The following is a 26973-nucleotide window of genomic DNA, read 5'->3' on the forward strand; positions in this document are numbered from 1 at the left end:
ACACCGCGTTCCCTCGATCAAGCGAGAAGAGCCGCTTCGAAAAAACCGGCCCGCCATCATCGACAATGCGCCCATGACGCCCGCCATCGCCCTGCTCAAGCGCGAGAAGATCACCCACACCGTGCACAGCTACGCGCACGACCCCAAGGCCGATTCCTACGGGGGCGAGGCGGTGGAGAAGCTGGGCCTGGACCCCGCTCAGGTGTTCAAGACCCTACTGGCGAGCAGCGAGACCCATGAACTGCTGGTGGCGATCGTGCCCGTGGCGGGGCAGCTCGACCTCAAGGCCCTGGCGGAAGCCGCCGGCTGCAAGCGCTGCGAGATGGCCGGCGTCGACGAAGCGCAGCGCGCCACCGGCTACCTGGTCGGCGGCATCAGCCCCCTCGCACAGAAGAAGCGCCTGCGCAGCTTCCTCGACGCCAGCGCACAGGCGCTGCCCCGCCTGCACGTCAGCGCCGGACGGCGCGGCCTGGAAGTCGAACTGGCCCCCGCCGACCTGCTGCGCCTGACCGGCGGCCGCTACGCCCCGATCGGCAGGCCGCGTTGAGCGAGCCGCGCCGCCGAAGCGAGCGCACGCCGCCTCAGAACGCCACCTGGAAGCGCGTGTTGAACGTATAACCTTCGTCCTGCCCCCGATAGGCGCCGCTGCGGTTGTCGGTCTGCCAGAAGACCGCATCGAGCATGACGCGCGCATAGTCGTTGAGGTACCAGTTGGTGCCCACCGTCCAGGCATGCCCGGTCCCGCCCGTGGGCAGCTCGTCGTAGTCCACATCCTCGTAGCGCGCGCGCAGCTCCCAGGCCCCGCGCCCGCCCGACGTGACCGGATCCTGCACCTTGACCTTGCCCCAGGTGCCGCTCTTGGCCGTATAGGCCGGGCTGGCCCCGGACAGGAACACACCGCCGGACACCGTCCAGGCCGAATGATCCACGTCGTAGCGGCCCGCACTGCCCACCCCGCCGATGCGGCGCGTGCCCCACTCGCCGCTCACCCAGCCCGGCCCGAAGAAACCCGCCGCTTCCACGCCATAGGCCGTGCCACGCTCGGCACCGGCCAGCGCGCCCGGCGCGATCTTGACCAGATCGTTGAAGTGGCCCGAGATCGCCGAGCTGCGCAGCACACCGGTGGCCCCGGCAGGAATGTCCTCGTGGAACGCCCACGCCCCCAGATGCACCGTGGCGGCCTCGCTCAGCAGCGGGTTCCAGTGCGCGCGCGCGGCTACGGTCAGGCTGTCGTTGTCCTCGCCGGCGTTGTTGAGATCGTTGCCCGCCACCGACAGGCTGGCGTGCCAGCCCTGCCCGAACACCCGCTCGGTCAGCCCCACGCCGAACAGGCCGCGCTGGGGCAGGATCAGCGTGCCGACCACGTTGCGATCGGCGAACGGCGTGTTGGTCGTGCTGCTGGAACCATCCAGGCCGCGGTCGTTGAGCCGGTTGCCGATGCTCAGCTCGGCCTGGGTGCCGAACAGGCGGTGATCGACGCTGGCGTAGACCGACTTCCAGGCCACCTCGTTGTCGGCGAAGTCGCCCTCCACCACATAGCCCAGCCGGCCATAGCTGCCCTCGGCGCCCAGGCGCACCGAGCGGATCTCGGTGCCGGAGATGTTGCGGTCGGCGAAGTCCGAGCCGCCCGTGCTGGAGGCGTCCACGAACAACCGACCGCGCGGCCGGAAGGTGAAGCTGCCATCGGCGTTGGAGAACTGCGGCGCGCCCTTGGACCAGCTGACCTTGGGCGCCTTGGACTGGGCGGCCTCGACCTTGGCCACGCGCGCCTCCAGCGCCGGGTCCGCGGCGGCCGGCGCCGGTGCGACCGCCGCGGTGCTCGTGCTGCCGCCGCCTTCGACCGCCTTCAGGCGCGCCTCCAGTTGCTCGATCTTCAGGGCCTGCGCCTGCACCAGGCGGGTGAGTTCTGCCTGGCTCAGCGCCTGCGCGCCGGCCTGGCCGGTGGTCAGCAACAGGCCGATCGCCACCGTCAGCGCTGCCTTGGGCAGCACGTGGATTCGCATCATGGGAAAGCTCTCTCTCGGGCACGGCGACGCAGGCGCGTCGGCGGCCACACGGGGATGGTGCGGGGGATGGGTCCAGCGCGGTGCCGGCTAGAGCGCCGGCACCGTGACGCGTGCGATCAGCTGGTCGCGCCCTGCTGGGCGTTGGGACGCCAGGTGATCACGCGGTTCTCGACGATGTCGAGCAAGGCATCGATGATCAGCACGAAGGCGGCCAGGATGATGATGCCGGCGAACACGCCGACCGCATTGAAATTGCCTTCGGCCTGCGCGATCAGATAGCCCAGGCCCGCCGAGGCGCCCAGATACTCGCCGATGATCGCGCCGACCACCGCGAAGCCCACCGAGGTGCGCAGCGAGGACAGGATCCAGCTGGCCGCCGCCGGGAAGTACACATGCCGCAGCAGATCCCCGCGCCCGGCGCCGAGGATGCGCGCATTGGCCAGCACGGTGGGATTGACCTCGCGCACGCCCTGCATCGCGTTGAAGAAGGTGGTGAAGAACACCAGCGTCACCGCCAGCGCCACCTTCGACCACAGCCCCAGGCCCAGCCACAGCACGAAGATCGGCGCCAGCACCACGCGCGGGATCGCGTTGAAGCCCTTGATGAACGGGTCCAGGATCCGCGCCGACCGCCGGCTCAGCCCCAGCCACACACCACCGGCCACGCCCAGCGCGGTGCCGATCAGATAGCCCAGCGCGGTCTCGGTCAGGGTGATGTAGACGTGCTGGTAGAACGAGGTGTCCGACAGCCAGGTCCACATCTGCCGCGCGATGCCCGACGGCGCCGGGAAGAAGAATGGATCGATCAGCCCGCTGGCCACGCCGGCTTCCCAGCCGCCGAACAGCACGACGATCAGGACGATCTGGATCAGTTTGTCAGTCTTGGCGTGCATAGCTCTTCTCCACTTCGCCGCGCAGGCAGGCCCAGATGTCGCGGTACAGGTCGGTGAATCGTTGATCCAGCTTGATCTCGGCCACGTTGCGCGGGCGCTCCAGGTCGACATCGAAGCTGCGCACCACGCGGCTGGCCGGCCCCGCTGAGAGCACCACGACGCGGTCGCCCAGCGCGATGGCCTCTTCCAGGTCGTGGGTGATCAGCACGACCGAGCGGCGGTCTTCCTGCCACAGCCGCAGCAGCTCGTTCTGCATCAGGTGGCGGGTGTGGATGTCGAGCGCGGAGAACGGCTCGTCCATCAGGATCACCTTGGGCTCGACGATCAGCGCCTGCGCCATCTGCACGCGCTTGCGCTGGCCGCCGGAGAGCTGGTGCGGATACCGATGCTCGAAGCCGGACAGGCCCACCTTGGCCAGCCAGGCGCGCGCGCGTTCCTCGCGCTCCTTGGCCGCCATGCCGCGGAAGCGCAGGCCGAGCTCGACGTTCTGCAGCGCGGTCTTCCACGGCAGCAGCGCGTCCTGCTGGAACAGGTAGCCCACCGACTTCTGCACGCCCTTGACCGGCACGCCGTCGATCGTGATGCCGCCGCTGGCCGGCGTCAGCAGGCCGGCCACCGCGTTGAGCACGGTGCTCTTGCCGCAGCCGGTCGGCCCGACGATGGCGACGAACTCGCCGTTGCCCACCTGCAGGTCGACCTCGCGCACCGCGGTGAAGTCGCCGAAGGACATGGTCACCTTGTCGATGGCGACCATGGTCTCGGCGGGATGGAACTGGGGTGCGCCATTGAGGCTGCGCACACTGGCGTTGAGCGCCATCAGGGAATCCTCCGGTTATTGCCTGGCCGCGACGGTGGCCGATGCGCCACCTCCGGCGGCCAGGGCACGATCGACGAACGCGTTGGTATAGGTCTTGGACAGGTCCACCTTGGCCTGGGCCACGCCGTCGTTGAACTCGCTCAGGACGGTCAGCGGCGTGGTCAGGTCCTCGGGCACGAAGCGCCCGTCGCGGGTGAAGATGGCGCGCGCGTTCTCCACCGCCTTGGCGTAGGTGGCGCGGTCGCCGGAGACGTAGCTGTCCGGCAGCGCGGCCACGATCTGCTCGCCGCTGTGATCGGCGATGAAGGCCAGCGCACGCTGCTCGGCCCGCACGATCTTCTCCACCGCCTGCGGCCGCTGCTGCAGGAACGCCGACTGCGCGTACAGCACCGAGGTCGGGTACAGCCCGCCGTAGACCTGGCGCGCGCCGGCGTCGCTGCGCGCATCGATCAGGATCTTGCCGACCTTGCGTTCGGCGATCAGCGTGGCGGCCGGATCGTAGTTGACCAGCAGGTCGACCTTGCCCTGTTCCAGCGCGGCCACCGCGGCGGCGCCGGAGCCCACGCCGATCAGCGACACGGCCGTCTCGGGAATCTTGTTGCGCGCCAGGTAGTGGCGGACGAAGAAGTCCGACGAGGAACCCGGCGCGGTGATGCCGACCTTCATGCCCTGGATCGTCTGCGGCCTGGCCGGATCGAAGGTGCCGTCGTTGCGCCCGGCCAGCACCAGACCCGAATTTCGCGAGAGCAGGATGAAGGCGGTGACGTCCTTGCGCTTGGCCTGCATCTGGATGGTGTGGTCGTAGAAGCCCACCGCCACATCGGTCGAACCGGCGACCAGCGCCTGCAGCACCTTCGAGCCGCCTTGGGCGAAGTTCTCGGTCTTGACCTGGAGGCCTTCGTCCTTGAAGTAGCCCTGGGCATCGGCCACGAAGAACGGCAGGTTGTTGAGATTGTAGGAGCCGACGCTGATGCGCACCGGCGCATCGTCGGCGCCCGGCGCGGCGCCGGAGGCGTGGCTGGCGTCCTTGCCGCAGGCGGACAGGACGAGGGCGGCGGCGACCAGGGTGGCCGCCATGAGTGGCTTGTACATCGATCCCTCCCAGGATGTATGCGATGCGAAACGTGGACCGGGTCGGACCCGGCGAATCAGGTCATGCCGCTGAGGTCCATTCGGCAGCGACGGAAGTGCGTGGCGAGGGGGCGAACACCCGGCCTTCGAACAGACGCCGCGCGGTCCGCACGACGCTGGCGACGACCGCGTCGCTGCCCGCGGCGCGGCTGAGCCCGACGGCCAGGCTGCCACTGGGATGCTCAAGGGTAATCGTGGTCGGCAGCGGCAGATATCCCACCATGGTGTGGGCCAGCGTGCCCTCGGTGACCACCGCCGTGGCCAGCCCCACCGCACCGGTGATGGCCAGCGCGGTGTGGCACTGATGCGGCATGAAGTAGCGGACCTGCAGGTGGCCGCCGTGCTGCGGCGCAGCAAGCAGCACCGGTTTGGGAATCACGCGGTCGGCGGCGTCGGCGATGCCCATGCGTCGCCCTGCCTCGACGCGGATGGACTCGATCCGGGTCAGCAGCGCGGCATCGGCGTTGAGGCGGGCCGGCGTCTCGTCGCCGCGCAGGCCCAGCGCCTCGGCGCGGATCAGCACCAGCGGCATGGCGCAGTCGACCAGGCTCACCTCGACCTCGTCGATCCACTCGCTGGCGCGCCCGCTCGGCAGCAGCTTGCCGGTGCGCGCGCCAGCGGCATCCAGGAAAGCCAGCGAGATCGGCGCGGCGGTGCCGGGCGCGCCGGCGATGCGGGTATCGCCCAGATAGGCCACCTGGCCGTTGGGCGTCTCCACCGTGGCCACGATCACCTTGCCGGTGTTGACGTTGTGGATGCGCACCTGGGTGCGCGGATGCCGCGCCGGCACCAGGCCGCGCTCGATCGCATACGGCCCCACCGCCGCCAGCATGTTGCCGCAGTTGGGCGCGGTATCGACCACGCGCTGGTCCACGCGCACCTGGGCGAACAGGTAATCGACATCGGCGTCGGCGCGGCTGGCGCGATCGATGATCGCGACCTTGCTGGTCAGCGCGTTGCCGCCGCCGATGCCGTCGATCTGCAGCGGATGGCCCGAGCCCATCACCTCCAGCAGCAGGCGGTCGCGCTCGGCCGCATCGGCAGGCAGGTCCGAGGCGAGGAAGAACGGCCCCTTGGAGGTGCCGCCGCGCATCAGGACACAGGGAACGCTGAGCAGGTCGTTGGACATGGGCGTGGTAGATTCATACCAGTTCCGGATTAATGATCCGGTGTGATGCGATCCTGGCATGGCCACGATTGATCTGTGAATTGCTATTTTTCGGTAGATTGATCCGATATGAGCATGAATTGCGAAATCCTGGACCTGCGCGCCTTCCTGCTGGTGGCCGAGTCGCGCAGCTTCCACCGCGCGGCCGAGACCCTGCACGTCTCCCAGCCCGCCCTGAGCCGGCGCATCCAGAAACTCGAGCAGGCGATCGGCTCGCCGCTGCTCGAGCGCACCACGCGCAGCGTGTCCACCACGGCCGTGGGCGAGAACCTGCTGCCGCTGGTGCGACGCATGCTGGAGGAGTTCGACGGCTCGCTGTTCGCCCAACGCGGCGATCACGTCGGCCGCCAGATCACCATCGCCTGCCTGCCCACCGCGGCGTTCTACTTCCTGCCCAGCGTGATGGCGCGCTTCCATGCCGAGCACCCCAACGTGCGCTTCCGCATCCTCGACGTGCCGGCCACCGAGGGATTGCAGGCGGTGGAGCGCGGCGAGGTCGAGTTCGGTATCAACTTCATGGGCGCCTCCGATCCCAACCTGAGCTTCGAGGTGCTGGTGGAGGATCCCTTCGTGCTCGCCTGCCGGCGCGATCACCCGCTGGCCAAGAAGCGCAAGATCGCCTGGAGCGACCTGGAGAAGCACCAGCTGATCACCGTGCATCGCACCAGCGGCAACCGCACCCTGCTCGACGGCGCGCTCGCACGCGAGAACCTGAAGCTGCGCTGGTTCTACGAGGTCACCCACCTGTCGACCTCGCTGGGCATGGTCGAGGCCGGCATCGGCGTGTCGGTGCTGCCGCGCATGGCCACGCCGCAGGGCGAACACCCCACCCTGGTCACGCGCCCGATCGACAGCCCGGTGGTCTCGCGCACCATCGGCATCGTGCGCCGGAACAACGCGGCGCTCTCGCCGATGGCCGAGCGCTTCCTGCAGATGCTGCAGAAGCAGTGGAAGCCCGGCGCGCGCACGACCGAGCGCACGCGCGGCTAGCGCAGCACGCGCAACGCAAACAGCAAGGTTCTTCGCCGAAGTGGGAGGGCGTGGCCCGATCGATGCGATGCGATGCAGACGGGCAAAAGCACACTTTGCCGACCAGCCTCGCCCCTGCCAGGCGCGGCTCCTCGGCTCGGTCCACCCATGACCGACTTTCGGGTTGACCGTGCCTCGTATTTCCGGTGGAGCCGCCATGGCGGCTCCCACAGGATTGGGCTGGCACGCTTCGCAAGGACGAATCACAGCCTCGCGCCGTCGTCGGTGCTCTGCCCCCACCCTTTCGCCGCAGGCGAAGGGGTGGGGGCCTCAAGTCGATGCCCTTCCGACACTGATCGCGCTGTGCGCATGGGCAAGGGTCTAGAACGCCCCCCCCCCCGCAAACCGAAGTCCTGTGACCTGACGCGCGAGGCAGCGGTCCGGCGGGCGGTGGTCACGCCTAGCGAGGCATGATGCCGAGCGCCCGAATCAGGGCACGGTGCCCTGATTGAGGGATAAGCGGCCACCGCCCGCTGGACCGCTGCCCCTCCGAAGCCAGGACGTTGTCTCTCCGAAGCCGCAACGCACCAAGCGCTCTCAATCCAGAGCAGCACCAACAGAAAAGGCCTCTTGCGAGGCCTTTTCCGTGAGCCAGAGCGCGCGGCGATCAGAACCGCATCGTCAGGCCCAGGGTCAGGCTGCGGCCGTAGCGGTAGTAGCTGTTGAGCAGCAGCGGATTGCCGTTGATGCTGGTGGTCTGCTCTTCGTCGAGCAGGTTGTTGCCCTCGAGCGAGACGGTGAACATGTCGTTGATGTTGTAGGTGATGTGCGCCGTCATCCAGGTGATCGGATCGGCCTTCTCGTTGTAGCCGGCGCCCAGCACGTTGACCGCGCTGACGAAGCCGTCGGTGTGGTCGGCGGTCACACCCAGGTCCCACGGGCCCCTCTCGTACATCAGGCTGACCGAGTAGACCGACGGCGCGATGCCCTCCAGCGGACGCTTCTCGCCATCGACCCAGCTCTCGGACCAGTTGCGCGTGTACTGCGCGCGGAAGCCCAGGCCGCTGTCCCAGAAGTGCTGCAGGCCCGCCTCGATGCCGTGCACCTTGGCGTAGTCGCCGTTGATCGGGCGCATGACGTTGAACAGCGTCGGGCCCGGCGATACCACGTTGCCGTTGGCATCGGTGATGCCGCCCACCCCGATGTCCTGCCCAGTCTCCCAGCTGGTGGTGATCTGGTTGTCGATGCGCTTGTAGAACACCGCCAGGTTGGCGATGGAGTGCTCGGAGAAGTACCACTCCAGCGAGGCATCGCCCTGCTTGGCGCTGTATGGCTTCAGGTCGACGTTGCCGCCGTAGACCTGGGTGAACTCGCCCCAGGACACGCTCTGCGTGGTGCTGGTCGGCGCCAGCTGCTCCACCGACGGTCGCGCCATGGTCTTGGCCGCGCCCAGGCGCAGCTGCAGGTCGTCGCTGAAGTGCCAGACGAAGTTGGCGGCCGGCAGCACGTAGGTGTAGCTGCCCTTCTGGCTGATGCCGGTCGGATCGGCGTAGGTCGCGGTGTAGTTGAACGCCCCGTTCTCGGTGATGCTGGTGATCTTGGCGTCCCAGGCCTGCGAGGTGGTATTGGTCGAGACCACGCGCACGCCGACATTGCCGCTCCAGCGTTCGCCGGACAGGTCGGCCTGCACGTAGAACGAAGCGGTCTTCTCGCTGACGCGGTAGCTTTCCAGCGGATTCCACTGCGGCGCGGCGTTGGCGTAATCGTAGGCGCTGCCGTCCGGACGCACTCCCTTGTAGGCGGCCAGGGCGGCCTCGTAGGCCGGCACGTCGAAGGCGATGAAGCTGCGCGGGAAGCGCGACTTCACGCCGCTCATGAAGTTCGGCAGCGAGTACACCGAGAGCAGGTCGCCCCCCAGGGCCCCCACGTCGATCGCGTTGTCGCCGGAGTAGTAGTCGGCGCCGCCGGTGAGCGTGTTGGTGATCAGGTCGCGCGACTTGCGGCGGTCGGTCAGGCTCACGCCGAACTTCAGATGATCCACATGCCCGGCGCCGACGAACAGGTCGCCGCCGACCGTGCCGCCGGTGATGCGGTCCTCGATGTTGTCGCCGGCCAGCTCGTTGTAGTGGGTGACGAAGTCGTTGGCGCCGAACTCGCCCCTGGCCAGCCCGCTGGCCCAGTCGCGGCCGTCGGTCAGCGACGTGGTGACGTTGGGAATGCCCGATGGATTGAGCGAGATGGTGGTGGTGTTGGGCTGGTTGAGGCGCAGCACCACATAGCTGTCCTGGCCGCCGGAGTGACGCCGCGAGGTGGAGCGGTAGACATCGCCGGTCACGGTGAAGTCGTCGCTGACCTTCCACTGCGCGTTGGCGCCGTAGAGCGCGGTGTCGACCACGCGGTACTCGGTCTTGTTGAGCAGCTCGGGGTTGAGACGCAGCTCGGGATCGGGGTTGTCCAGGGTCAGGCCGGTGACGATGCCGTTCTGCACGGTCACGTTCGACCAGCGGCCCGGCGAGAACAGCGGGTAATAGGACTGCTGGTAGCCGACCTGCGGCGAGTCGAGCTTGGTCTTGAGGCCATCGAGGGTCAGCCGGAAGCTGTCGCTGGGCCGCCACTCGAACTTGCCGGAGAACGCCGTGCGCTTCTTGTCCTCCAGGATCGAGCCGACGCGGAACTGGCCCGGCGCGATCAGGCCGTACTCGTCCGGATCCAGCTCGCCGTTGTTGTTGAGATCGATGTTGCCGCCCCACGCGTTGCCGCCCCAGGACGGATCGTTCGGATCGGGATTGCGGGTCCAGCCGCCGTCGTTGCCGGCGGTGTCGGTGCGGTCCTTGCGGCGCGCCGAGACCACGCCCAGGATCACGCCCATCGTGTCGTCGGCGAAGGTGTTGCTGTAGACGCCGGAGAACTTGCGGCCGTTGAGATCGGACATCTGGTTGCGATCGCCCTCGATGCGCACCACGCCGTGCTGGCCGGGCTGATCGAACGGGCTGGCCGAGCGCAGATTGACCAGGCCGCCGATCGCGCCCTCGGTGTTGGCCGCCTCGGCGCCCTTGATGACATCCGCGCCGCTGATCACGTCGGCCGGCAGGACGTCGTAGGCGAAGTCGCGCCCTTCGCCGTCGGTGGCCAGGATGCGACCGTTGAACGTGGTCAGGGTGTACTCCGGGCCCAGGCCGCGCACGCTGACCTTCTGGCCCTCGCCGCCGGCGGTGCGGCTGATCGACACGCCGGTGATGTGGCTGAGCGAATCGGCGACGTTGTTGTCCGGGAACTTGCCCAGCTCCAGCGCGGTGATCGAGTCCTGCACCGTGGTCGCGTCGCGCTTGAGGTCGTTGGAGCGCGTCAGCGCGGCGCGCACGCCCTTGACCTGGACGGCCTGCAGATCGGTGGCGTCCTGCGCGTCGGCCGGGGCCGCTTCCTGCACCTGCGGCCCGCCCGCCGCCGGCGCCGGGGCGGCCTCCTGCGACCAGGCCGTGGCCGGCATCAGCAGGGCGAGGGCGATTCCATGACACAGACGGCGGCGCTGCAGAGGGACGGCTTTCACGGCGATCTCCTGGAAGGAAGGCGGGCGGGGCCTGGCTGGTGAAGCAACGAAACCGAGCCTAAATCATGTTTCGTTTTGTATCAATAGCGAAATTTAACGAAATGCCCGTATACTCTGAACCGTTTGCCCCAGGAGTCCCCCGTGCCACCCGTCACCCGCGATACCAGCCAGCGCCGCCTGCAGATCAGCGAACTCGTGCGCCAGCACGGCAGCGTGCAGGTCACCGCGCTGGCGCGGCGGTTCGGCGTCAGCATGCAGACCGTGCGCAAGGACCTGCGCTACCTGGAGGAGCGCGGCGTCATGGCGCGCGCCTACGGCGGCGCGATCGACAGCAGCGTGGTCGGCAACACCGTCGTCGAGCCGCACTACGAAACGAAACGCACCGCGCACCTGGACGAGAAGCGCCGCATCGGCGCGCGCGCGGCCGCCCTGGTGAAGCCCGGCGACACGATCGCCATCGATTCGGGCACGACCGCGATCCAGCTGGCCGAGGCGCTGCCGGACATCGAGATCACCGTGGTCACCAACGACTTCGGCGTGCTGTCCTCGCTGGCGCCCAAGCCCAGCATCAACATCGTGATGCTGGGCGGCGAGCTGCGCCGCAGGAACATGGCCTTCTATGGCGGGCTGACCGTCGAGGCGCTGGACGCCCTGCACGTGGACAAGCTGTTCCTGGGCGTCGACGGCTTCGACCTGGAGCGGGGCATCACCACCCATTACGAGCCCGAGGCCATGCTCAACCGCAAGATGGTCGAAACCGCGCGCATGGTGGTGGCGATCACCGACAGCTCCAAGTTCGGCAAGGTCTGCCTGCACCGGATCATCCCGGTGTCCGGACTCAACGCGCTGATCACCGAGGCCGGCGCGCCGGAGGACATTACCGCCGCCTGCCAAGCGCTGGGCGTGGACGTGCTGCGCGCCTGACCGCGGACCGGGCCTTGCCGCTGCAGCGGCAAGACCTCCCTTCCCCAACGAGATCCCATTGCGCTCCCGCTGCGGCGCCCCTGAGTCGCGCGCCCACCGGTAGTCATGCCGCCCTACTGGCATCGAAACGAAACTTTTTGGCGAGACATCGCAACAAAACGCTTGCATCGAGGCGCGTCACGCACGCAGAATGGCTGGCATCGTCACCGGACCAGCCCGCATGTCGCCGATCGGACGCCGCACCGCCCTGAAGTTCATCGCCGGCAGCGTGGCTGGCGGCATGACCTGGAGCGCGATGCCGTGGGCGCGGGCGGCGACCGTCGCGCCGAGCACGGACCAGGAGATCGGCGACGCGGCGCTGGGCATCGCCTTCGACCGCCGCATGCGCACCCGCCTGTCGGCATGGGGCCAGCCGCTGACCGGCTGGGCGTCCAGCGAGGCGCTGCTGCTGGAGGGCGGCGAGCTCGCCGATTTCCGCCTCAGTGGCCAGCAGGCCCATGACCTGGACGATCCGCGCCACGGGCGTGGCCGCCAGGTGGTGTTCACCGGTCGCGCCGCGCAGGGCGTGGAGAAGCAGGTCGCGGTGAGCCGCTTCGATGCCCTGCCCGGTCTGGCGGTGGTGCAGGTGCGCTATCGCAACCTCGGCGATGCGCCGTTGAACGTGACCGGCTGGCGCAGCAGTGCGTATGCGCTGGGCGATGCGCCCGGCGGCTTCTGGAGCTTCTCCGGGTCCACCCACACCGATCGCCGCGACTGGGTGCAGCCGCTCGGCGAGGACTTCGATCAGCGCAACAGTCTGGCGATGGATTCCTCCGACTACGGTGGCGGCACGCCGGTAGCCAACCTGTGGCGCCGCGATGTCGGCCTGGCGGTCGGTCATGTCGAGCCGGTGCCACGGCCACTGGCCATGCCGGTCAGGCGCACCGCGACCGGCGCATCGATCGCCATCGAGGGCCAGCAGCCGATCACCCTGGCGCCCGGCGCCGAGCTGGTCACCGAGCGCACCTTCCTGGCCGTGCATCGCGGCGACTTCTACGCCCCGCTGCAGCAGTACCGCCAGTTCATGGCGGCCGAGGGCATCGAGGGCCCGCGCCCGCCGGACTCGGCCTTCGCGCCGATCTGGTGCGCCTGGGGCTATGAGCGCGACTTCACCGTCAAACAGGTCCTGGACACGCTGCCCAAGGCGCAGGCGCTGGGCTTCGAATGGGCGGTGCTGGACGATGGCTGGCAGACCAACGAGGGCGACTGGAAGATCGACCTGAAGAAGTTCCCGCGCGGCGACGCGGACATGCGCGCCTTCACCGCGCAGGTGCGCCAGCACGGCATGCGTCCGCGCCTGTGGCTGGCGCCGCTGGCCGCCGATCCTGGCAGCGACGTGCTGCACGACCACGTCGACATGCTGCTGCTGGACAAGACCGGCGCCTTCCAGACCGTGACCTGGTGGAACGCGCTGACCCAGTGCCCGGCCTATCAGCCGGTGATCGACTTCTACGTGGCGCTGGTGAAGAAGATCATCGGCGACTGGGGCTTCGAGGGCATCAAGCTGGACGGCCAGCACCTCAATGCGGTGGCGCCCTGCTACAACCCGGCGCACCGCCACGCCCGGCCGGAGGACTCGGTCGAAGGCCTGGCCAGGTTCTGGCAGGCGATCTACCAGGCCGCGCACGAGGCCAATCCCGAGGCGGTGGTGGAACTGTGCCCGTGCGGGACCGCGTTCGCCTTCCACAACCTGCCGGCCACCGACCAGTACCCGGCCTCCGATCCGCTGTCCTCCTGGCAGGTACGCAGCAAGGGCAAGTCGATCAAGGCGCTGATGGGTCATCGCGGCAGCTATGCCGGCGACCATGTGGAGCTGTCGGACCAGCACGACGACTTCGCCTCCACCGTCGGCATCGGCGCGGTGATCTCGACCAAGTTCACCTGGCCCAGGGACACCGAGCATCCGGCCGAGCCGCTGCCGCCGGGCGGCTTCGTGCTGACGCCCGAGCGCGAGGCGCTGTGGCGCAAGTGGGTCGACCTGTACAAGGCGCACATGCTGCCCAAGGGCGAGTACCTGGGCACGCTCTACGACATCGGCTTCGACCGGCCCGAGACCCACGTCATCGCCAAGGACGGAGCGCAGTACTACACCTTCTACGCGCCGCGCTTCGATGGGCAGGTGGAACTGCGCGGCCTGGCCGCGGGCCGCTGGAAGGTGCGCGACCTGTTCAACGCGCGCGAGCTGGGCGTGGTCCAGGGGCCGACGGCGACGCTGCCGGCGTCGTTCGAACGCTTCCTGTTCCTGCAAGCCACGCCGGAGGCTTCCGCATGAGCGCCGTGCTCGCCGCGAGTGCGCCGCGCCGGCGCCCCTGGCTGGCCTATGCGCTGGTCACCGTCGTGCTGTGGGGCGTGTGGGGCGCGCTGTCGCCGCTGTCGGCCGCGCACGGATTCCCCGACACGCTGGTCTACGTGGTGTGGGCGCTGACCATGGTCCCGCCGGCGCTTTACATCCTGTGGCGCGGCGGCTGGCGGCTGGAACGCTCGCCCAGGGCCATCGCCTACGGCCTGACCATCGGCCTGCTCGGCGCGGGCGGGCAGATGCTGCTGTTCCACACGCTGACCATCGGGCCGGCGTACTTCGTGTTCCCGATCATCTCGCTCTCGCCGGTGGTGACCATCGCGCTGTCCTTCGTGCTGCTGCGCGAGCGCACCGGCTGGCAGGGCACGCTGGGCATCGTGCTGGCGCTGGTCGCGCTGCCGATGCTGGACCTGTCCTTCGGCCGCGGCGCGGGCGCGGGGCTGGGCTGGTTCGTGCAGTCGCTGCTGATCATGCTGGCCTGGGGCGTGCAGGCGTTCTTCATGAAGCTGGCCAACGACAGCGTGCGCGCCGACAGCATCTTCGCCTACATGACCCTCGGCGCGCTGCTGCTGGCGCCGGTCGCGCTGTGGATGACCGACTTCAGCCAGCCCATCAACACCGGCCCAAGCGGTCCCTGGCTGGCCGCCGGCATCCAGGTGCTCAACGCCATCGGCGCGCTGACGCTGGTGTTCGCGTTCCGCTACGGCAAGGCGATGGTGGTCGCGCCCTTGAGCAACGCCGGCGCGCCCCTGGTCACCGCGGCGCTGGCGCTGCTGTTCGCCGGCGTGGTGCCCGGCCCGCTGAAGGCCGCCGGTCTGGTGCTGGCGCTGATCGCCTCGCTGCTGCTGGTGCTCGAACCCGAGCGCCCCGCCGCCGCTCCCCTTTCCTGATCTGGATCATTCCCCCGTGCAAGCTCTGCTCGACCTCATCGCGCGCCACACCTCGGGACACGCCGTCGGCGTGACCTCGATCTGCTCGGCGCACCCCCTCGTCATCGAGGCCTCGCTGCACCATGCCCGGCGCACCGGCCAGGCGCTGGTGCTGTTCGAAGCCACCTGCAACCAGGTCAACCAGGACGGCGGCTACACCGGCATGACGCCGGCCGATTTCGTCGCCTTCGTGCACGGCATCGCGCAGCGCGTGGGCTTCGATGCGTCGCGCATCGCGCTGGGCGGCGATCACCTGGGGCCGAACCCGTGGACGATGCTGGCGGCCTCCACGGCGATGGACAAGGCCGAGGTGATGGTCGCGGCCTACGTGGCGGCGGGTTTCCGCAAGATCCACCTGGACTGCTCGATGGCCTGCGCGGGCGATCCGACGCCGCTGCCGGAAGCGGAGATCGTGCGTCGTGCCGTGCGCCTGGCGCGCGCGGCCGAAGCCGCCTGGCAGCAGGCCGGCGGCGAGGCGCCGGTCTACGTGATCGGCACCGAAGTCCCGGTGCCCGGCGGCGCCACCGAAGCCATCGAAGGCCTGGCCGTGACCACGCCGGACGCGGCGCTGGCCACGATCGACGCCCATCGCATCGCCTTCGTCGAGGCCGGTCTCGAAGACGCCTGGCAGCGTGTGATCGCCTCGGTCGTACAGCCGGGCGTGGAGTTCGACCACCACAGCGTCATCGACTACGCCCCCGACCGGGCGGTCGCGCTGAGCCGCTCGATCACCGCCGTGTCACACATGGTGTTCGAGGCGCATTCGACCGACTACCAGACCCGCCAGGCGCTGGCCGCGCTGGTACGCGACCACTTCGCGATCCTCAAGGTGGGCCCGGGCCTGACCTTCGCCCTGCGCGAGGCGCTGTGGGCGCTGGATGCCATCGAACGCGAATGGATCGCCCCCGCCCGGCAGGCGCGCCTGCGCGAGGTCGTGCTGCAGCGCCTGCACGCCGAGCCCGGCCACTGGCGCCGCTACTACCACGGCGCCGGCCACGCGCTGGAGATCGACCTGCAGTACAGCCTGTCCGACCGCATCCGCTACTACTGGCCCGATGCGCGCATCGAACGGGCGCGCCGGCAGCTGTTCGACAACCTGCGCGAGACCCCGCCGCCGATCTCGCTGGTCAGCCAGTTCCTCCCCCTCGCCTTGCACGCCCTCCGCAACGGAACCGCGACGCTCGACCCGCAGTCCCTGGCCATGGCCCACGTCAGTGCCGTTCTCGATGAGTACCACCATGCATGCCATGACCAAGACCGTTCCTGAGCTCCTCGGCGTGCCCGAGGCCGAGCTGGAGGCCGCCCAGGCCATCTGGACGGCGCGCGAGATCGCCCAGCAGCCAAGGATGCTGCGTCGTACCCACGCGCTGATCGCCGGCCTGCATGCGCAACTGCAGGCCTTCATCGCGCCGATCGCCCACGACCCGGCCGCACGCGTGATCCTCACCGGCGCGGGCACCTCGGCCTACATCGGCCAGTGCCTGGCGCCGCTGCTGGACCGCGCGCTGGCCGCGCGCGTGGACGCGGTGCCGACCACCGACCTGGTGTGCGCGCCGCGGCTGTACCTGGATCCGGCGCAGCCGCTGCTGCTGATCTCCTTTGGTCGCTCGGGCAACAGCCCGGAGAGCATCGCCGCGGTCGAACTGGCCGAGTCGCTGGTGCGCGACGTGCGCCACCTGGTGGTGACCTGCAACGCCCAGGGCAGGCTGGCCAGCGCGCCGGTCGGGCAGGCCATGACCGTGACGCTGCCGGAAGAAACGCACGACACGAGCTTCGCGATGACCTCGTCCTTCAGCTGCATGCTCTACGCCGCCCTGGCCACGCTGCTGCCGGCCGGCGCGCTGGACGCGCGCGTCGCGCCGATCGCGCAGGCGACCGAGGCGGTGATCCAGGACGCGCTGCCGCTGCTGCAGACCCTGGCCAACGCACGCCACGACCGCGTCGTGTATCTGGGCAGCGGGCTGTTCCAGGGCCTGGCGCGCGAGGCCACGCTCAAGCTGGGCGAACTGACCAACGGCGCGGTGGCCACCTGCCACGACTCGCCGCTGGGCTTCCGCCACGGCCCCAAGACCTTCGTCACCAGCGGGACGCTGGTGATGGTCTTCGTCTCGAACGATCCCTACACCCGCCGCTACGACCACGACCTGATCGACGAACTGCGCCGCGACGGCGTGGCCGCGCGCGTGATCGAGATCTCCGCCCGGCCGCGCGGCGACGATGCCGACACGCTGGCCGTGCCGGGCCTGGCGCTGGCCGCCGACGTGGACCTGCTGTGGCCCTACGTGGCCGCTGCGCAGATCTATGCTTTCCTGCATGCGCGCGTGCGTGGCGTCACGCCGGACAACCCCAACCCGGCCGGCATCGTCAACCGCGTCGTGCAGGGCGTGCGGCTGTACGCACTGGAAGCCTGAGCGATGCCTGCGCAGGCGTTGTATCTGGGCGTCGATGGCGGCGGCACCAAGACGCGCTTCGCGCTGATCGATGCCGCCGGCACGCTGCTGGCGCAGACCCAGCTGGGCACCGCCTACTACCCGCAGGTCGGGCTGGACGGTGTACGCCGCATGCTGGATGAAGGCATCGCTACGCTGCTGGCGCCGCTGGGGCTTAGCCGCGAGGACATCGCGCAGGCGTTCTTCGGCCTGCCGGCCTACGGCGAGGACAGCCGCGCCACGGCCGCCCTGCAGCTCATCCCCGGCCAGGTGCTGGGACACCGCCGCTACGCCTGCGACAACGACATGGTGTGCGGCTGGGCGGGCTCGCTGGCGTGCGCGGACGGCATCAACATCATCGCCGGCACCGGCTCGATGGGCTATGGACGACGCGGTGCGGCCGCGGCGCGGTCCGGCGGCTGGGGCGAGGCGTTCGGCGACGAGGGCTCGGCCCACTGGATCGCCACACAGGGGCTCAACGCCTTCTCGCGCATGAGCGATGGCCGCCTGCCGCGCGGCCCCCTGCACGCGATCCTGCGCGCGCACTTCGGCCTGGAGGAAGACCTGGACCTCTGCGGGCATGTCTACGGCGAGGGCGTCGGCACGCGCGGCGACATCGCGCGTCTGTCGGTGCAGGTGGCGCAGGCCGCCGGTGAAGGCGATGCGGTGGCGATCGCGATCTTCCAGCGCGCCGGCGAGGAACTGGCACAGATCGCCCAGGCCCTGCGCGGGCTGCTCGGCTTCGAGCCGGGCGAGCCGGTCCCGCTGTCCTACTCCGGCGGCGCCTTCAGCGCCGGCGCGCTGCTGATGCAGCCCTTCCAGGCGGCCCTGGCCAGGGTCAGCACGGACTTCGCCCTGCGCACCCCGCTCCATCCACCGCACTACGGCGCCGCGCTCTACGCGCGACTGCTGGCGGGGACGGCGCCGCGCTGAGCCTGGCCGTCCCCCGCTACGCGCCGCAGGACGGCCTGCGCCGTCTCGTCTTTCAAGGAAACGCGGCGTCCTCGGAACGCCTCACGGCCGCCAGTTCGCGTTGCGCTCCCAGAACGCCACCGCGCGCCGATACGCCTCGCGGTCCAATGGCACGCCGGAACCGCCCTCCTCCACGCCCAGCGCATTGCGCAGCATGGTGATCGGGGCCATCGGGATCTCCTCCGGCTCGGCGGTGTAGAGGCAGCCGACCACGCCCCAGTCCGCGTCGATGGCCTCGCCCTCCCTGGCCAGCTGTGCGCGGCTGTAGAGGATCGGCAGCAGGTACTCGGCGCGCGGGGCCTGCACGCCCTCGAACCAGCGCACCAGCACCGGCAGCTCGGCCGAGGTGCGCGCCTCGTAGGCCGAACGCAGCAGATGCCGGTTGTCCACGGTGATCGGCACGGTCAGGCAGCGGGTCGAGGTCCAGTTGCGGTGCACGTGCAGCTTGCAGAACGGCGCATAGCCATCGAGCACGCGCAGCGGCGGGTGTTGGTTGAGATAGGCCTCGAAGCCCTCGGCGGTGCAGTCCTGGATGGTGTTGCCGCGCGGCGTGCGCGGGAACAGCCGCGCACGCGCGAACGGGGTCAGCACGATCGACATCGCGCCTCAGCCCCGCTGCGCCAGCGCGTAGTCGATCGCCGCGCGGATCGCCGCCACCTGGGCGTCGTTGCACTGCTGCGGCGTGGCGCGCGGGCTGTCGGGATAGACCTCGGTGGTGGTGCGGTAGGGCGCGTCGGTGATCCCCGCGCACAGGCCCAGCGCCTTGCAGTCGTACTCGATCACGCCCGGGGCGACCACCGGCGATCCGATCAGGGTGCCGTCCGGATCGGCCGGCGCGATGTGGGTCACCTTGGCCACGGCGGCGTTGACCGCCTGCTGGAAGGCCGGTGCCGGCGCGGCGCTGTCGGCGCACAGGTAGAAACCATCGGGAATGGTGCCCGGGACATAGGGCTTGCCGTCGCGCGCGGCCAGCGCGGGGCGGAATTCGCTCTCGTCGCTGTCGGTGGTCTCGTGCAGGTCGATGTGCATGACGATGCCCTCGCGCAGCGGCGCGACCAGGGCCAGCAGCGCGGCCGCTTCGGCCGCCGGGCTGTGCGCGCGGAAGTTGCGGTTGGGGTCCAGCGCGTCGGGGTTCCAGCGGTGGATGCGCTCATAGCCCCAGGGGCTCACGCATGGCACCACCAGCAGGTTGGCGCGGCCGGCGTAGCTAGCCGCATGCTGTTCGAGGAACTGCAGCGCGCCCTGCACGCCGCTGGTCTCGTAGCCGTGCACGCCGCCGGTGACCAGCATCGTCGGCAGCGCCGGGTCCCAGGCACGGCTGCGCACCGCGAACAGGTCGTACTGGTCCGCGCCGTAGTCCAGATGGCCGTACGACACGACTTCGAAGCGCGTACGCAGCGGTTCGATCCGGGCCAGCACTTCGTCGGCATAGCCGCGCCTGCGGGTCTGGGCGGCGCGCCACTGCGCCTTTTCGGCCGCGCCCCAGGGGCGGCCCGGCGTGCCGATGGAGACAGACGTGGACACGGTCATGCGATGAACACCTGGCTGGCGAAAGAGGCGCCGGACTGTAGCACCCGGCTGCCGGAGGGATGGACGCCGCGGCAGGGCTCCATGCATCCATCGCGATGAAGCGATAAGATGCCGCACCCGCCGCCCAACGCCCCGCCATGACGCCGATCAGCTTCGAGTTCTACCCGCCCAAGACCGACGAGCAGCGGGCGCAGCTGAATCGCACGGCCGAGCGGCTGGCGCGCTACGCGCCGGAGTACGTGTCGTGCACCTTCGGCGCCGGCGGCTCGACCCTGAGCTATACCGCCGAGACGGTGCGTCACCTCAAGCAGCACCACGGCTTCGACGCCGCGCCGCACCTGTCCTGCGTGGGCGGCAGCCGCGAGGAGATCCGCGAACTGCTCAAGCTCTATCGCGCCATCGGCTGCCGGCGCATCGTCGCCCTGCGCGGCGACCTGCCCTCGGGCATGGGCCATGCCGGCGACCTGCGCTATGCGTCCGAACTGATCGCCTTCATCCGCGCCGAGCACGGCGATGCGTTCCAGCTGGAAGTCGGCGCCTATCCGGAAACCCATCCGCAGGCCAGCGACGCGCTGTCGGACCTGAAGCACTTCAAGGCCAAGGTCGACGCCGGCGCCGATGCGGCCATCACCCAGTATTTCTACAACGCCGATGCCTACTTCGGCTTCGTCGAGGCGGTGCGCCGGCTGGGGGTGGAAATCCCGATCATTCCCGGGATCATGCCGATCGCCAACTTCGCCCAGCTGCGGCGCTTCTCCGAGCAGTGCGGGGCGGAGATCCCGCGCTGGATCGCCAAGCGCATGGCGGCCTTCGGCGACGACGCGGCGGCGGTGAAGGACTTCGGCGCCGACGTGGTCGCCCAGCTGTGCCAGCGCCTGATCGACGGCGGCGCGCCGTCGCTGCACTTCTACACGCTCAACCTGGCCAAGCCTACGCAGACGGTGCTGCAGCGGTTGGGGATTCGCTGAGAACGCGCGAATGCGTATTCCCTAGGAACGCGGTGCTCCTGCAGAAGCCGGGAGCTGGGGTGTTTTTCCTTCGCGCTGGGAAGTCGCTGGGTTCCCAGGTTCGCGGGAACGACGGCAAGGGTCGTCCGGCGGCTTCAGGCCGTCTGTCCCGTGGCAGCCTTCTGTCCACGGCGGGATGGGCTGCACAGGTCGGGCCACATCGCCGGCAGGCCGGTGCCCACCCTCGTCATGGACTTCAGCTTGGCTGGGGTAGGCTGCGCCCCTCCATGCGCGCGCCCGTCCCGCTCCTGCTGCTGACCCTGGCTCTCGCGCTGGCCGCGCTGGCGTGGTCGCCTGCGACGCGGGCCCAGGCGATCCATCGCTGCACCGACGCCAGCGGGGTAAGCGTGTTCACCGATCGCCGCTGCGAGGACCTGGGCGCGGCCAGTCGAGTGCCGGTGCCGCTGCCTTCCACCGCGGGCGAGGCCGGCGACGCCCCATCCCGCACCCACCTGGGCTGCCCACGCAAGCTGTCCGACCTGGTCCAGCGCATCGGCGCGGCCGTCGCCGCCAAGGACGCCAACGACCTGGCCGCGCTCTATCAGTGGAACGGGATCTCCGACGCCTCGGCCAATCGCCTGCTCGACCGCATGGAAGCCATCGTGCGCAGGCCGCTGCTGGACATCACCCCGGTGCTGCCGGCGCCCGACCCGGTGGTCGAGGCCGACGGCACCATCACCGACGCCAACACCGACGGCTTCTATCCGCAGGCCACCTTGCCGCAGCGCCGGCGCCCGGTCGGCCTGCGCCTGCAGCAGACCCTGTCCAACGGCACGCCCACCTCGACGGTAATGGGTATCCGCCGCAGCTACGACTGCTTCTGGATCTCGCTCTGACCGGCCATGCCCGCGAATGCGGGCCTCCATGGTCGGAAGTGCCGCGAACGGCTCAGGAAAGCCTTGGTCGCGGCCTTCAGGCCGGATGGAACCGCAGCGTGGCCACCACGCCGCGCTCGGCGCCGGGGCGCACGCTGACCTGCCAGCCGTAGAGATCGCACAGGCGGCTGACGATGGACAGGCCGATGCCGCCGCCCTGCGAATGCCCGGCGTGGGTGCCGCGATAGCCGCGGTCGAACAGCCGCGCCGCGTCCTCCTCGCTCAGGCCCGGACCGGAGTCGATCACCTCGACCGCATCGTTGAGCACGCGCACCCGTACCGTGCCCTCCTGGGTGTACTTGACCGCATTGCCGACCAGATTGCCCAGCGCCACCGACAGCGCCGCCTCCGGCGCGTCGATGACCAGGTCCTGGTTGCCTTCGAGCATCAGCTCCAGCGGCTTGCCGCCGATCTGCGCGCGGTGCGAATCCAGCAGCTGCTCGGCGACCTTGGCCACGTTGCTGGTGCCCTGCCCGCGCTCGTTGCGCGAGAGCAGCAGCAGCGAACCGATCAGGTCCGAACACGCCTGCTCGGCGCGCTGGATGCGCAGCAGGCGTGCCTGGATCTTGGGTTCCAGGTCGGGCTTGCCCAGCAGCAGCTCGGTCGCGCCGCGGATCACCGCCAGCGGCGTGCGCAGCTCATGGCTGACGTCGGCGTTGAACTCGCGGTCGCGCTGCACGACCTCGGTCAGGCGGTTGGAATAATCGTCCAGCGCGCGCGCCAGTTCGCCCACCTCGTCCTCGGGGAACAGCGGCCCCAGCTGGGTCGGGTTGCTGCTGCCGCGGTAGGCGCGCAGGCGGTTGGCCAGTTCGGACACCGGGCTCATCACTCGCGAGGCCGCCCACCAGCCGATCAGCAGCGAGACCAGGGTGAACACCAGCACCGTGGCGTACAGCGTGCGCTTGAACTGCACCTCGCCCAGCGCGACCTGGCCCATGTCGTAGGCAATGAAGAACCAGGCATTGGGCGTCTTGCGCACGCCGAGTTTGTAGGCGAACGGCTTGCCATCCGGATCGGTGCCCGACATCGGGTGGATGCCGTCGTCGAGCTTCTCCCAATCGGGGAAATCGCGGCGCAGGCTGTCGAGCTTGTCGGGGCGATAGACGAAGCCCTTCATCTGCTGGACCGGGATGTCCAGGTTGCGCCCGCCGCTGGCCACGTAGCTGCGCCAGGACGCTTCCATGTTGCGGTTCATCACGTCCTCGACCAGCTGGTTCTCCACGCGCTGGCGGGCCAGGATCGAGGCATAGGCGAACAGCACCGTCAGGCACAGGCCCAGCAGGGCGAAGGACCAGACGATGCGGGTGCGCAGCCGGCGGCGGAACTTGCGCGCCCGCGCCGCGGCCGGCCGCGCGGTCGCGTGGCCCTCAGGCTTCGGGAGCGGCGATGCGGTAACCGATGCCATGGCGGGTCTGGATGAGCGGGACTTCGAACGGCTTGTCGACCACCGCGCGCAGGCCATGGATGTGCACGCGCAGCGAATCCGAGTCGGGCAGCTCCTCGCCCCACACGCGCGTCTCCAGCTCCTGGCGGGTGACCACGGCCGGCGAGGCCTCCATCAGCGCCTGCAGGATCTTCAGCGCGGTCGGATTGAGCTGCAGCAGCTTGCCCTGGCGGCGCACTTCCAGCGTGTCCAGGTTGTATTCCAGGTCGCCCACGTCGAGCACGCGGGTCTGCACGCCCTTGCCGCGGCGCGAGAGCGCGTTGAGGCGCACTTCCACTTCCTGCAGGGCGAAGGGCTTGATCAGGTAGTCGTCGGCGCCCGAGTCGAAGCCGGCCAGCTTGTTGTCCAGGCTGTCGCGCGCGGTGAGCATCAGCACCGGGGTCTGCTTGCGCGCCTCGTTGCGCAGCTTGCGGCAGACCTCCAGGCCATCCATGCCCGGCAGGTTGAGGTCGAGCACGATGGCGTCGAAGTCGTGGACCACGGCCAGGTGCAGGCCGGTCACGCCGTCGGCGGCGAAGTCCACGGTGTGGCCGCGATCCTCGAGGTAGTCCCCCAGGTTGGCGGCGATGTCGCTGTTGTCTTCGATGACGAGGATGCGCATGTCAGCAGGTCTCCTGCGGCCGGGCGGCCGGGACGGCGCCAGCACGGCGCATCGGGAATGGGAAGGTCATGGGAATCCTTGGGTTGTTGCTGTGCGGGCCAAGCCGCTGCGGGCCGGCCTGTTCAGCCTTCCGCGCGGGACGGGGCGATTCTGTCACACCGCCGGTGAGCCTCCCTGCATGGCCGTTCACGTTCGGCCGGCGGAGCGGCGCGCGGCCGGTGCGTCCCGTTTGACCGCGCCGGCGGCCACCAGTTCCACCACCGCCCCGGCGATGTCCACGCCGGAGACCTGCTCGATGCCCTCCAGCCCCGGGGTGGAGTTGACCTCCAGCACCAGCGGGCCGCGCGCCGAGCGGATCAGGTCCACCCCGGCCACCCCCAGCCCCAGGACCGCGGCGGCGCGCACGGCCACGGCCGCCTCCTCGTCGCTGGCGACGGCCGGATAGGCCTCGCCGCCGCGATGCAGGTTGGAGCGGAAGTCGCCCTCCGGCGCCTGCCGGCGCATGGCGGCCACCACCCGGTCGCCGACCACGAAGCAGCGCAGGTCCGCGCCCTTGGCCTCCTCGACGAACTCCTGCACCACGAAGCTGGCATACAGCCCGCGCAGCGCCTCGACCACCGAGCGCGAGGCCGAGGGCTTCTCGGTCAGCATCACTCCGGCGCCCTGCGCGCCCTCGTTGAGCTTGATCACATGCGGCGGCGGGCCCAGCAGCGCCAGCAGGTCGGCGGTATCGTCGGGGTTGTCGCCGAACACCGTGGCCGGCAGGTCGATCCCGTGGGCGGCCAGCAGCTGGTGCGCGCGCAGCTTGTCGCGCGCGCGCAGGATCGCATCGGAGGGATTGGGCGAATGGCAGCCCATCAGCTCGAACTGGCGCAGCACCGCGGTGGCGTAGCGGGTGACCGACGCGCCGATGCGCGGAATCACCGCGTCGAACCCCGACAGCGTGGCGCCCTTGTAGCGCAGGTCGAAACGGCCGCGGTCGATGCGCATGTAGCAGCGCAGCGGATCGAGCACGCGCACGGTATGCCCGCGCTGGCGCCCGGCCTCGACCAGGCGCTTGGTCGAGTACAGCCGCGTGTTGCGGGAGAGGATCGCCAGTTTCATGCGGCCGCGCGCAGGGATGAAAACGGCGCACAGCATGACACGGCCCGATGGCCGGTCATGCCGCGCGTCGCTGCGGCCTCGTTCGACGGCACAGTCGACCTTGAAGATCGACGTCTGCAGTGCCAGGCGGCGTTGGACCGCAGCGCGCCGGCCAGGGCCGCCATCCCCACCGGTGATCCGGTCGGCTACGGGCCAGGCCGCAAAGCGAAAAAGAGGGGGCCACGGGACGCGCGCCTGATGCCGCCTGGACCCTGCGACACGCCGCGTCGATGAGGCCTGCGCGGCGGACAAGCGACCGGTCTTCGTCGCGAACATGATGCGCCGCGTCCGCATGCGGCTGAGCCCGGAGGGGTTGCGAGCCGTCATGGCAGGTCCGAGTATTGGCCTCGCCCTTCGCCGCCCCGCCCCATGCCAAGCAAGCCGCCGACACCGTTGCCGTCCCGCCAGTCCTCAGCCGAGTATCCGGATCAGGCGCTGATCCGGGCCGCGATCGCCGAGGCACACCGGCGCATCAAACGCATGCTGTCCGCGCACTTCAATGACTTCACGGACAAGCAGCAGCGTCAGGTTCGGGCCTTGCTGGGCGTGGCGTCCACTCCGGCCCGCAAGGCAACGCCGAGGCGCAAACCGCGGACCTAGGTCGTCCGGCCCGGCCAGTCCAAGGCCCTCCCATCGGCCCGGGCCCCTCATCCATCCGCGCTGATGCCCAGGTGCGGAAGGCCGAGAATCAACTCCGCAGATGTTCCTCTGCACGCGTGCACGATCCTACTGATGCGCCGTTCTCTGCAGCGCCTGCGCTTGCGACTGATGCGGGGCCGACAGGGCGTCAGCCGCCGCCGTACTGAATGCCATGGGCGTCAGGGCTCCCTCGGTCACGGACACCTGCGCCCGCCCCAGCACGGCGCCCCGATTCTCGGCGGCACACAGCAGGGTGCCTTCGGGCCCGCCTTTGTCGACCATATCGATCCTGCTCATGCCTTGCCGTTTGGACTCCACCGCCAACGCCGCTGCCAGATTCTCGCGATATTCCTGGGTCGGAAGCACCTGCCGATTCGGATCCAGGAGGTCGATCTGGCGCATGACCTTGTCGAATCGATGATGGTCGGGATGATGCGGGTCGGAAAGCTGCATAACCGGCCCGGTCGCCGCGCGAGGATCCTGGAAGTCGATCGCGCCGCCGGCCTTGAGTCGCGAATACACCTCCATCTTGTACTGGTCCCTTCCGACGAACTCCTTGATCGCGTCGGAAAGTGCCTGCTTGTCGGCCGGACCCATCGCGCCCGTCGCCAAGAAGTGCCTGAACTCACCGGGCCGCTCCGGCTCCTCTTTCAGCGCCTCCTGATACTGGCCCTGACCATTGAGCTCGAACTCGTGAGAGGCATTGGCGGCGCGGCTGACCAGGCGCAGATTGCTGGTCTCGTTGAAAGCATCGAGCACATCCGCCTTCTTCAAGCCCTGGCCGCCCGCGTGCTTGGGTAGCTCCTTGAGGAGTGCCTCGAACGCAATGGCATGATCGATGTCGAACGAGTCGCGGGTACAGAGCTGCTTGGTGACGGCACACTCGAAGAGCGGCACCTTCATGGTGTCGAAAGGCGCGACCGGGCGGACCACCGACGCTTCACCCCGGTAAGCGTCGCGCAAGGCGCTTTCGAACCACTTGCCCTGGACAGCGGTATCGAAGGAAAGGTCCTTGCGCGTCATTGCCGGCGTCCAATCCGCCTCAAGCGTGGCGGCCCGCCGCTTCGCGCCATCGGTTTCCGGATCGAAGGAAGCCCGGGCCGCGGATGGATCGAAGCCGAAGCGCGCTTCGCACCAGGCGCGCCATTCGGCGGACTGGGGGCCATGTTGATCATGGACGCGATCCGCCGCGTCGCGCGCGCGGTTGACCGCTGCCGGCAGCAATCGGAGATTGCTCACATCGTTGTAGCCCATCTGGGCCTCGGCCAGGCTGTGCACGTCCAGCGCCTTGAGATGATCCTTCCACTGCACGATGTGGTCGATGTCCAACGCCTCGGGCGTATGCCAGCTTCCTTCTCTCTCGCTGTAATACAGCATCACCGGGCGATGTCCGGGCAGCGTGGCAGGCGTCGGGCTCATGTGCACCCTCGCCCAGTCGTTCCGCATGAATTCTTCGGTGGAACTGTAGAAACCCAGGCCGATGCGCGAGGCGTCCGGATCCCACGCTGCCTGCTGCAATGCGGCCCCATGTTGCGGCGGCTTCAGCCCTTCCCAATCCACGAGCTCGACCTGCTGTCCGCTCTGGAGCGTGTGCTTTGAAGCGCCCATGAC

At 69.4% G+C, this 26973-nt stretch carries 23 protein-coding genes; 11 read left to right on the forward strand and 12 right to left on the reverse strand.

Translation table 11 applies throughout. From position 1 onward, the window contains the following. The first annotated feature begins 73 nt into the window (after positions 1-73). Positions 74-547, forward strand: coding sequence for a Cys-tRNA(Pro) deacylase (gene ybaK / locus LAJ50_RS15730; protein ID WP_138651292.1), 474 nt, complete (start codon positions 74-76; stop codon positions 545-547). Positions 548-581: 34 nt separating this feature from the next. Here ybaK and LAJ50_RS15735 read toward each other — a convergent pair whose 3' ends face one another. From LAJ50_RS15735 to LAJ50_RS15755, 5 genes are all read right to left on the reverse strand, one after another. Then, entirely contained in the window at positions 582-2006 is a 1425-nt protein-coding gene (locus tag LAJ50_RS15735) for a porin (RefSeq protein ID WP_224096338.1), read from the reverse strand. A gap of 116 nt (positions 2007-2122) precedes the next feature. Then, positions 2123-2899 carry an ABC transporter permease gene (locus LAJ50_RS15740; protein WP_130515792.1) on the reverse strand — a complete coding sequence of 259 codons (777 nt, stop codon included), beginning with the start codon at positions 2897-2899 and terminating at the stop codon, positions 2123-2125. Beyond that, complete coding sequence (locus tag LAJ50_RS15745; protein ID WP_130515790.1) at positions 2883-3716, reverse strand: ABC transporter ATP-binding protein; 834 nt, start codon at positions 3714-3716, stop codon at positions 2883-2885. The genes LAJ50_RS15740 and LAJ50_RS15745 overlap by 17 nt, the downstream gene beginning before the upstream one ends. A 15-nt stretch (positions 3717-3731) precedes the next feature. Continuing rightward, a complete protein-coding gene (locus LAJ50_RS15750) occupies positions 3732-4808 on the reverse strand; it encodes an ABC transporter substrate-binding protein (protein ID WP_138651291.1) in 1077 nt (358 codons plus the stop codon). A gap of 61 nt (positions 4809-4869) precedes the next feature. Beyond that, on the reverse strand, positions 4870-5976 hold the full coding sequence (locus LAJ50_RS15755) for a 4-oxalomesaconate tautomerase (protein WP_138651290.1): 1107 nt from the start codon (positions 5974-5976) through the stop codon (positions 4870-4872). Between the two features lie 108 nt (positions 5977-6084). Between LAJ50_RS15755 and LAJ50_RS15760 the strand changes: the two genes are divergently transcribed. Further along, positions 6085-7005 (forward strand): LysR family transcriptional regulator, encoded by a 921-nt coding sequence (locus LAJ50_RS15760; protein ID WP_138651289.1) that lies wholly within the window; start codon positions 6085-6087, stop codon positions 7003-7005. 646 nt (positions 7006-7651) lie between these two features. Here the strand turns inward: LAJ50_RS15760 and LAJ50_RS15765 are convergent. Further along, entirely contained in the window at positions 7652-10531 is a 2880-nt protein-coding gene (locus tag LAJ50_RS15765; RefSeq protein ID WP_224096340.1) for a TonB-dependent receptor, read from the reverse strand. 141 nt (positions 10532-10672) lie between these two features. Between LAJ50_RS15765 and LAJ50_RS15770 the strand changes: the two genes are divergently transcribed. From LAJ50_RS15770 to LAJ50_RS15795, 6 genes are all read left to right on the forward strand, one after another. Beyond that, entirely contained in the window at positions 10673-11455 is a 783-nt protein-coding gene (locus LAJ50_RS15770) for a DeoR/GlpR family DNA-binding transcription regulator (RefSeq protein WP_130550051.1), read from the forward strand. A 220-nt stretch (positions 11456-11675) separates the two neighbouring features. After that, positions 11676-13766, forward strand: coding sequence for a glycoside hydrolase family 36 protein (locus LAJ50_RS15775; RefSeq protein WP_138651288.1), 2091 nt, complete (start codon positions 11676-11678; stop codon positions 13764-13766). Next, complete coding sequence (locus LAJ50_RS15780; protein ID WP_138651287.1) at positions 13763-14683, forward strand: DMT family transporter; 921 nt, start codon at positions 13763-13765, stop codon at positions 14681-14683. The genes LAJ50_RS15775 and LAJ50_RS15780 overlap by 4 nt, the downstream gene beginning before the upstream one ends. A gap of 16 nt (positions 14684-14699) precedes the next feature. Beyond that, on the forward strand, positions 14700-15989 hold the full coding sequence (locus LAJ50_RS15785) for a D-tagatose-bisphosphate aldolase, class II, non-catalytic subunit (RefSeq protein ID WP_138651286.1): 1290 nt from the start codon (positions 14700-14702) through the stop codon (positions 15987-15989). Beyond that, positions 15970-17133 carry an SIS domain-containing protein gene (locus LAJ50_RS15790; protein WP_224096341.1) on the forward strand — a complete coding sequence of 388 codons (1164 nt, stop codon included), beginning with the start codon at positions 15970-15972 and terminating at the stop codon, positions 17131-17133. The genes LAJ50_RS15785 and LAJ50_RS15790 overlap by 20 nt, the downstream gene beginning before the upstream one ends. A gap of 3 nt (positions 17134-17136) precedes the next feature. Further along, complete coding sequence (locus tag LAJ50_RS15795) at positions 17137-18084, forward strand: BadF/BadG/BcrA/BcrD ATPase family protein (RefSeq protein ID WP_138651284.1); 948 nt, start codon at positions 17137-17139, stop codon at positions 18082-18084. An 81-nt stretch (positions 18085-18165) separates the two neighbouring features. Here LAJ50_RS15795 and LAJ50_RS15800 read toward each other — a convergent pair whose 3' ends face one another. Together LAJ50_RS15800 and LAJ50_RS15805 are read right to left on the reverse strand one after the other, a co-directional pair. Next, positions 18166-18723 carry a DUF3228 family protein gene (locus tag LAJ50_RS15800; protein ID WP_130550057.1) on the reverse strand — a complete coding sequence of 186 codons (558 nt, stop codon included), beginning with the start codon at positions 18721-18723 and terminating at the stop codon, positions 18166-18168. 6 nt (positions 18724-18729) lie between these two features. Continuing rightward, positions 18730-19653 carry a M14 family metallocarboxypeptidase gene (locus LAJ50_RS15805; RefSeq protein ID WP_138651283.1) on the reverse strand — a complete coding sequence of 308 codons (924 nt, stop codon included), beginning with the start codon at positions 19651-19653 and terminating at the stop codon, positions 18730-18732. A gap of 137 nt (positions 19654-19790) precedes the next feature. On the opposite strand from LAJ50_RS15805, the gene metF reads away from it, so the two are divergent. Then, complete coding sequence (gene metF / locus LAJ50_RS15810; protein WP_130550059.1) at positions 19791-20621, forward strand: methylenetetrahydrofolate reductase [NAD(P)H]; 831 nt, start codon at positions 19791-19793, stop codon at positions 20619-20621. A gap of 266 nt (positions 20622-20887) precedes the next feature. Beyond that, positions 20888-21496, forward strand: a complete 609-nt coding sequence (locus tag LAJ50_RS15815) for a hypothetical protein (RefSeq protein ID WP_171044524.1) — start codon at positions 20888-20890, stop codon at positions 21494-21496. Between the two features lie 76 nt (positions 21497-21572). On the opposite strand, the gene LAJ50_RS15820 is transcribed toward LAJ50_RS15815, so the two are convergent. From LAJ50_RS15820 to rimK, 3 genes are all read right to left on the reverse strand, one after another. Further along, positions 21573-22940 carry a HAMP domain-containing sensor histidine kinase gene (locus LAJ50_RS15820; protein ID WP_130550061.1) on the reverse strand — a complete coding sequence of 456 codons (1368 nt, stop codon included), beginning with the start codon at positions 22938-22940 and terminating at the stop codon, positions 21573-21575. Further along, on the reverse strand, positions 22903-23580 hold the full coding sequence (locus LAJ50_RS15825; protein ID WP_130515758.1) for a response regulator transcription factor: 678 nt from the start codon (positions 23578-23580) through the stop codon (positions 22903-22905). The genes LAJ50_RS15820 and LAJ50_RS15825 overlap by 38 nt, the downstream gene beginning before the upstream one ends. A gap of 186 nt (positions 23581-23766) precedes the next feature. Beyond that, complete coding sequence (rimK, locus tag LAJ50_RS15830) at positions 23767-24684, reverse strand: 30S ribosomal protein S6--L-glutamate ligase (RefSeq protein ID WP_138651282.1); 918 nt, start codon at positions 24682-24684, stop codon at positions 23767-23769. 408 nt (positions 24685-25092) lie between these two features. Here rimK and LAJ50_RS15835 point away from each other — a divergent pair, with 408 nt between their 5' ends. Beyond that, positions 25093-25323 (forward strand): hypothetical protein, encoded by a 231-nt coding sequence (locus LAJ50_RS15835; RefSeq protein ID WP_130550063.1) that lies wholly within the window; start codon positions 25093-25095, stop codon positions 25321-25323. 126 nt (positions 25324-25449) lie between these two features. Here the strand turns inward: LAJ50_RS15835 and LAJ50_RS15840 are convergent, their stop codons facing one another. After that, entirely contained in the window at positions 25450-26970 is a 1521-nt protein-coding gene (locus LAJ50_RS15840; RefSeq protein ID WP_138651281.1) for an XVIPCD domain-containing protein, read from the reverse strand. Positions 26971-26973 lie beyond the last annotated feature (3 nt).

It is taken from the genome of Pseudoxanthomonas sp. X-1 (assembly GCF_020042665.1).
Lineage (GTDB): Bacteria > Pseudomonadota > Gammaproteobacteria > Xanthomonadales > Xanthomonadaceae > Pseudoxanthomonas_A > Pseudoxanthomonas_A spadix_A.

Coding starts and splice junctions, on each gene's coding strand:
- ybaK (WP_138651292.1), top strand. CDS start 74: ATGACGCCCGCCATCGCCCTGCTCAAGCGCGAGAAGATCACCCACACC.
- LAJ50_RS15735 (WP_224096338.1), bottom strand. CDS start 2,006: ATGATGCGAATCCACGTGCTGCCCAAGGCAGCGCTGACGGTGGCGATC.
- LAJ50_RS15740 (WP_130515792.1), bottom strand. CDS start 2,899: ATGCACGCCAAGACTGACAAACTGATCCAGATCGTCCTGATCGTCGTG.
- LAJ50_RS15745 (WP_130515790.1), bottom strand. CDS start 3,716: ATGGCGCTCAACGCCAGTGTGCGCAGCCTCAATGGCGCACCCCAGTTC.
- LAJ50_RS15750 (WP_138651291.1), bottom strand. CDS start 4,808: ATGTACAAGCCACTCATGGCGGCCACCCTGGTCGCCGCCGCCCTCGTC.
- LAJ50_RS15755 (WP_138651290.1), bottom strand. CDS start 5,976: ATGTCCAACGACCTGCTCAGCGTTCCCTGTGTCCTGATGCGCGGCGGC.
- LAJ50_RS15760 (WP_138651289.1), top strand. CDS start 6,085: ATGAGCATGAATTGCGAAATCCTGGACCTGCGCGCCTTCCTGCTGGTG.
- LAJ50_RS15775 (WP_138651288.1), top strand. CDS start 11,676: ATGTCGCCGATCGGACGCCGCACCGCCCTGAAGTTCATCGCCGGCAGC.
- LAJ50_RS15780 (WP_138651287.1), top strand. CDS start 13,763: ATGAGCGCCGTGCTCGCCGCGAGTGCGCCGCGCCGGCGCCCCTGGCTG.
- LAJ50_RS15790 (WP_224096341.1), top strand. CDS start 15,970: ATGACCAAGACCGTTCCTGAGCTCCTCGGCGTGCCCGAGGCCGAGCTG.
- LAJ50_RS15795 (WP_138651284.1), top strand. CDS start 17,137: ATGCCTGCGCAGGCGTTGTATCTGGGCGTCGATGGCGGCGGCACCAAG.
- LAJ50_RS15800 (WP_130550057.1), bottom strand. CDS start 18,723: ATGTCGATCGTGCTGACCCCGTTCGCGCGTGCGCGGCTGTTCCCGCGC.
- LAJ50_RS15805 (WP_138651283.1), bottom strand. CDS start 19,653: ATGACCGTGTCCACGTCTGTCTCCATCGGCACGCCGGGCCGCCCCTGG.
- metF (WP_130550059.1), top strand. CDS start 19,791: ATGACGCCGATCAGCTTCGAGTTCTACCCGCCCAAGACCGACGAGCAG.
- LAJ50_RS15815 (WP_171044524.1), top strand. CDS start 20,888: ATGCGCGCGCCCGTCCCGCTCCTGCTGCTGACCCTGGCTCTCGCGCTG.
- LAJ50_RS15820 (WP_130550061.1), bottom strand. CDS start 22,940: ATGGCATCGGTTACCGCATCGCCGCTCCCGAAGCCTGAGGGCCACGCG.
- LAJ50_RS15825 (WP_130515758.1), bottom strand. CDS start 23,580: ATGCGCATCCTCGTCATCGAAGACAACAGCGACATCGCCGCCAACCTG.
- rimK (WP_138651282.1), bottom strand. CDS start 24,684: ATGAAACTGGCGATCCTCTCCCGCAACACGCGGCTGTACTCGACCAAG.
- LAJ50_RS15835 (WP_130550063.1), top strand. CDS start 25,093: ATGCCAAGCAAGCCGCCGACACCGTTGCCGTCCCGCCAGTCCTCAGCC.
- LAJ50_RS15840 (WP_138651281.1), bottom strand. CDS start 26,970: ATGGGCGCTTCAAAGCACACGCTCCAGAGCGGACAGCAGGTCGAGCTC.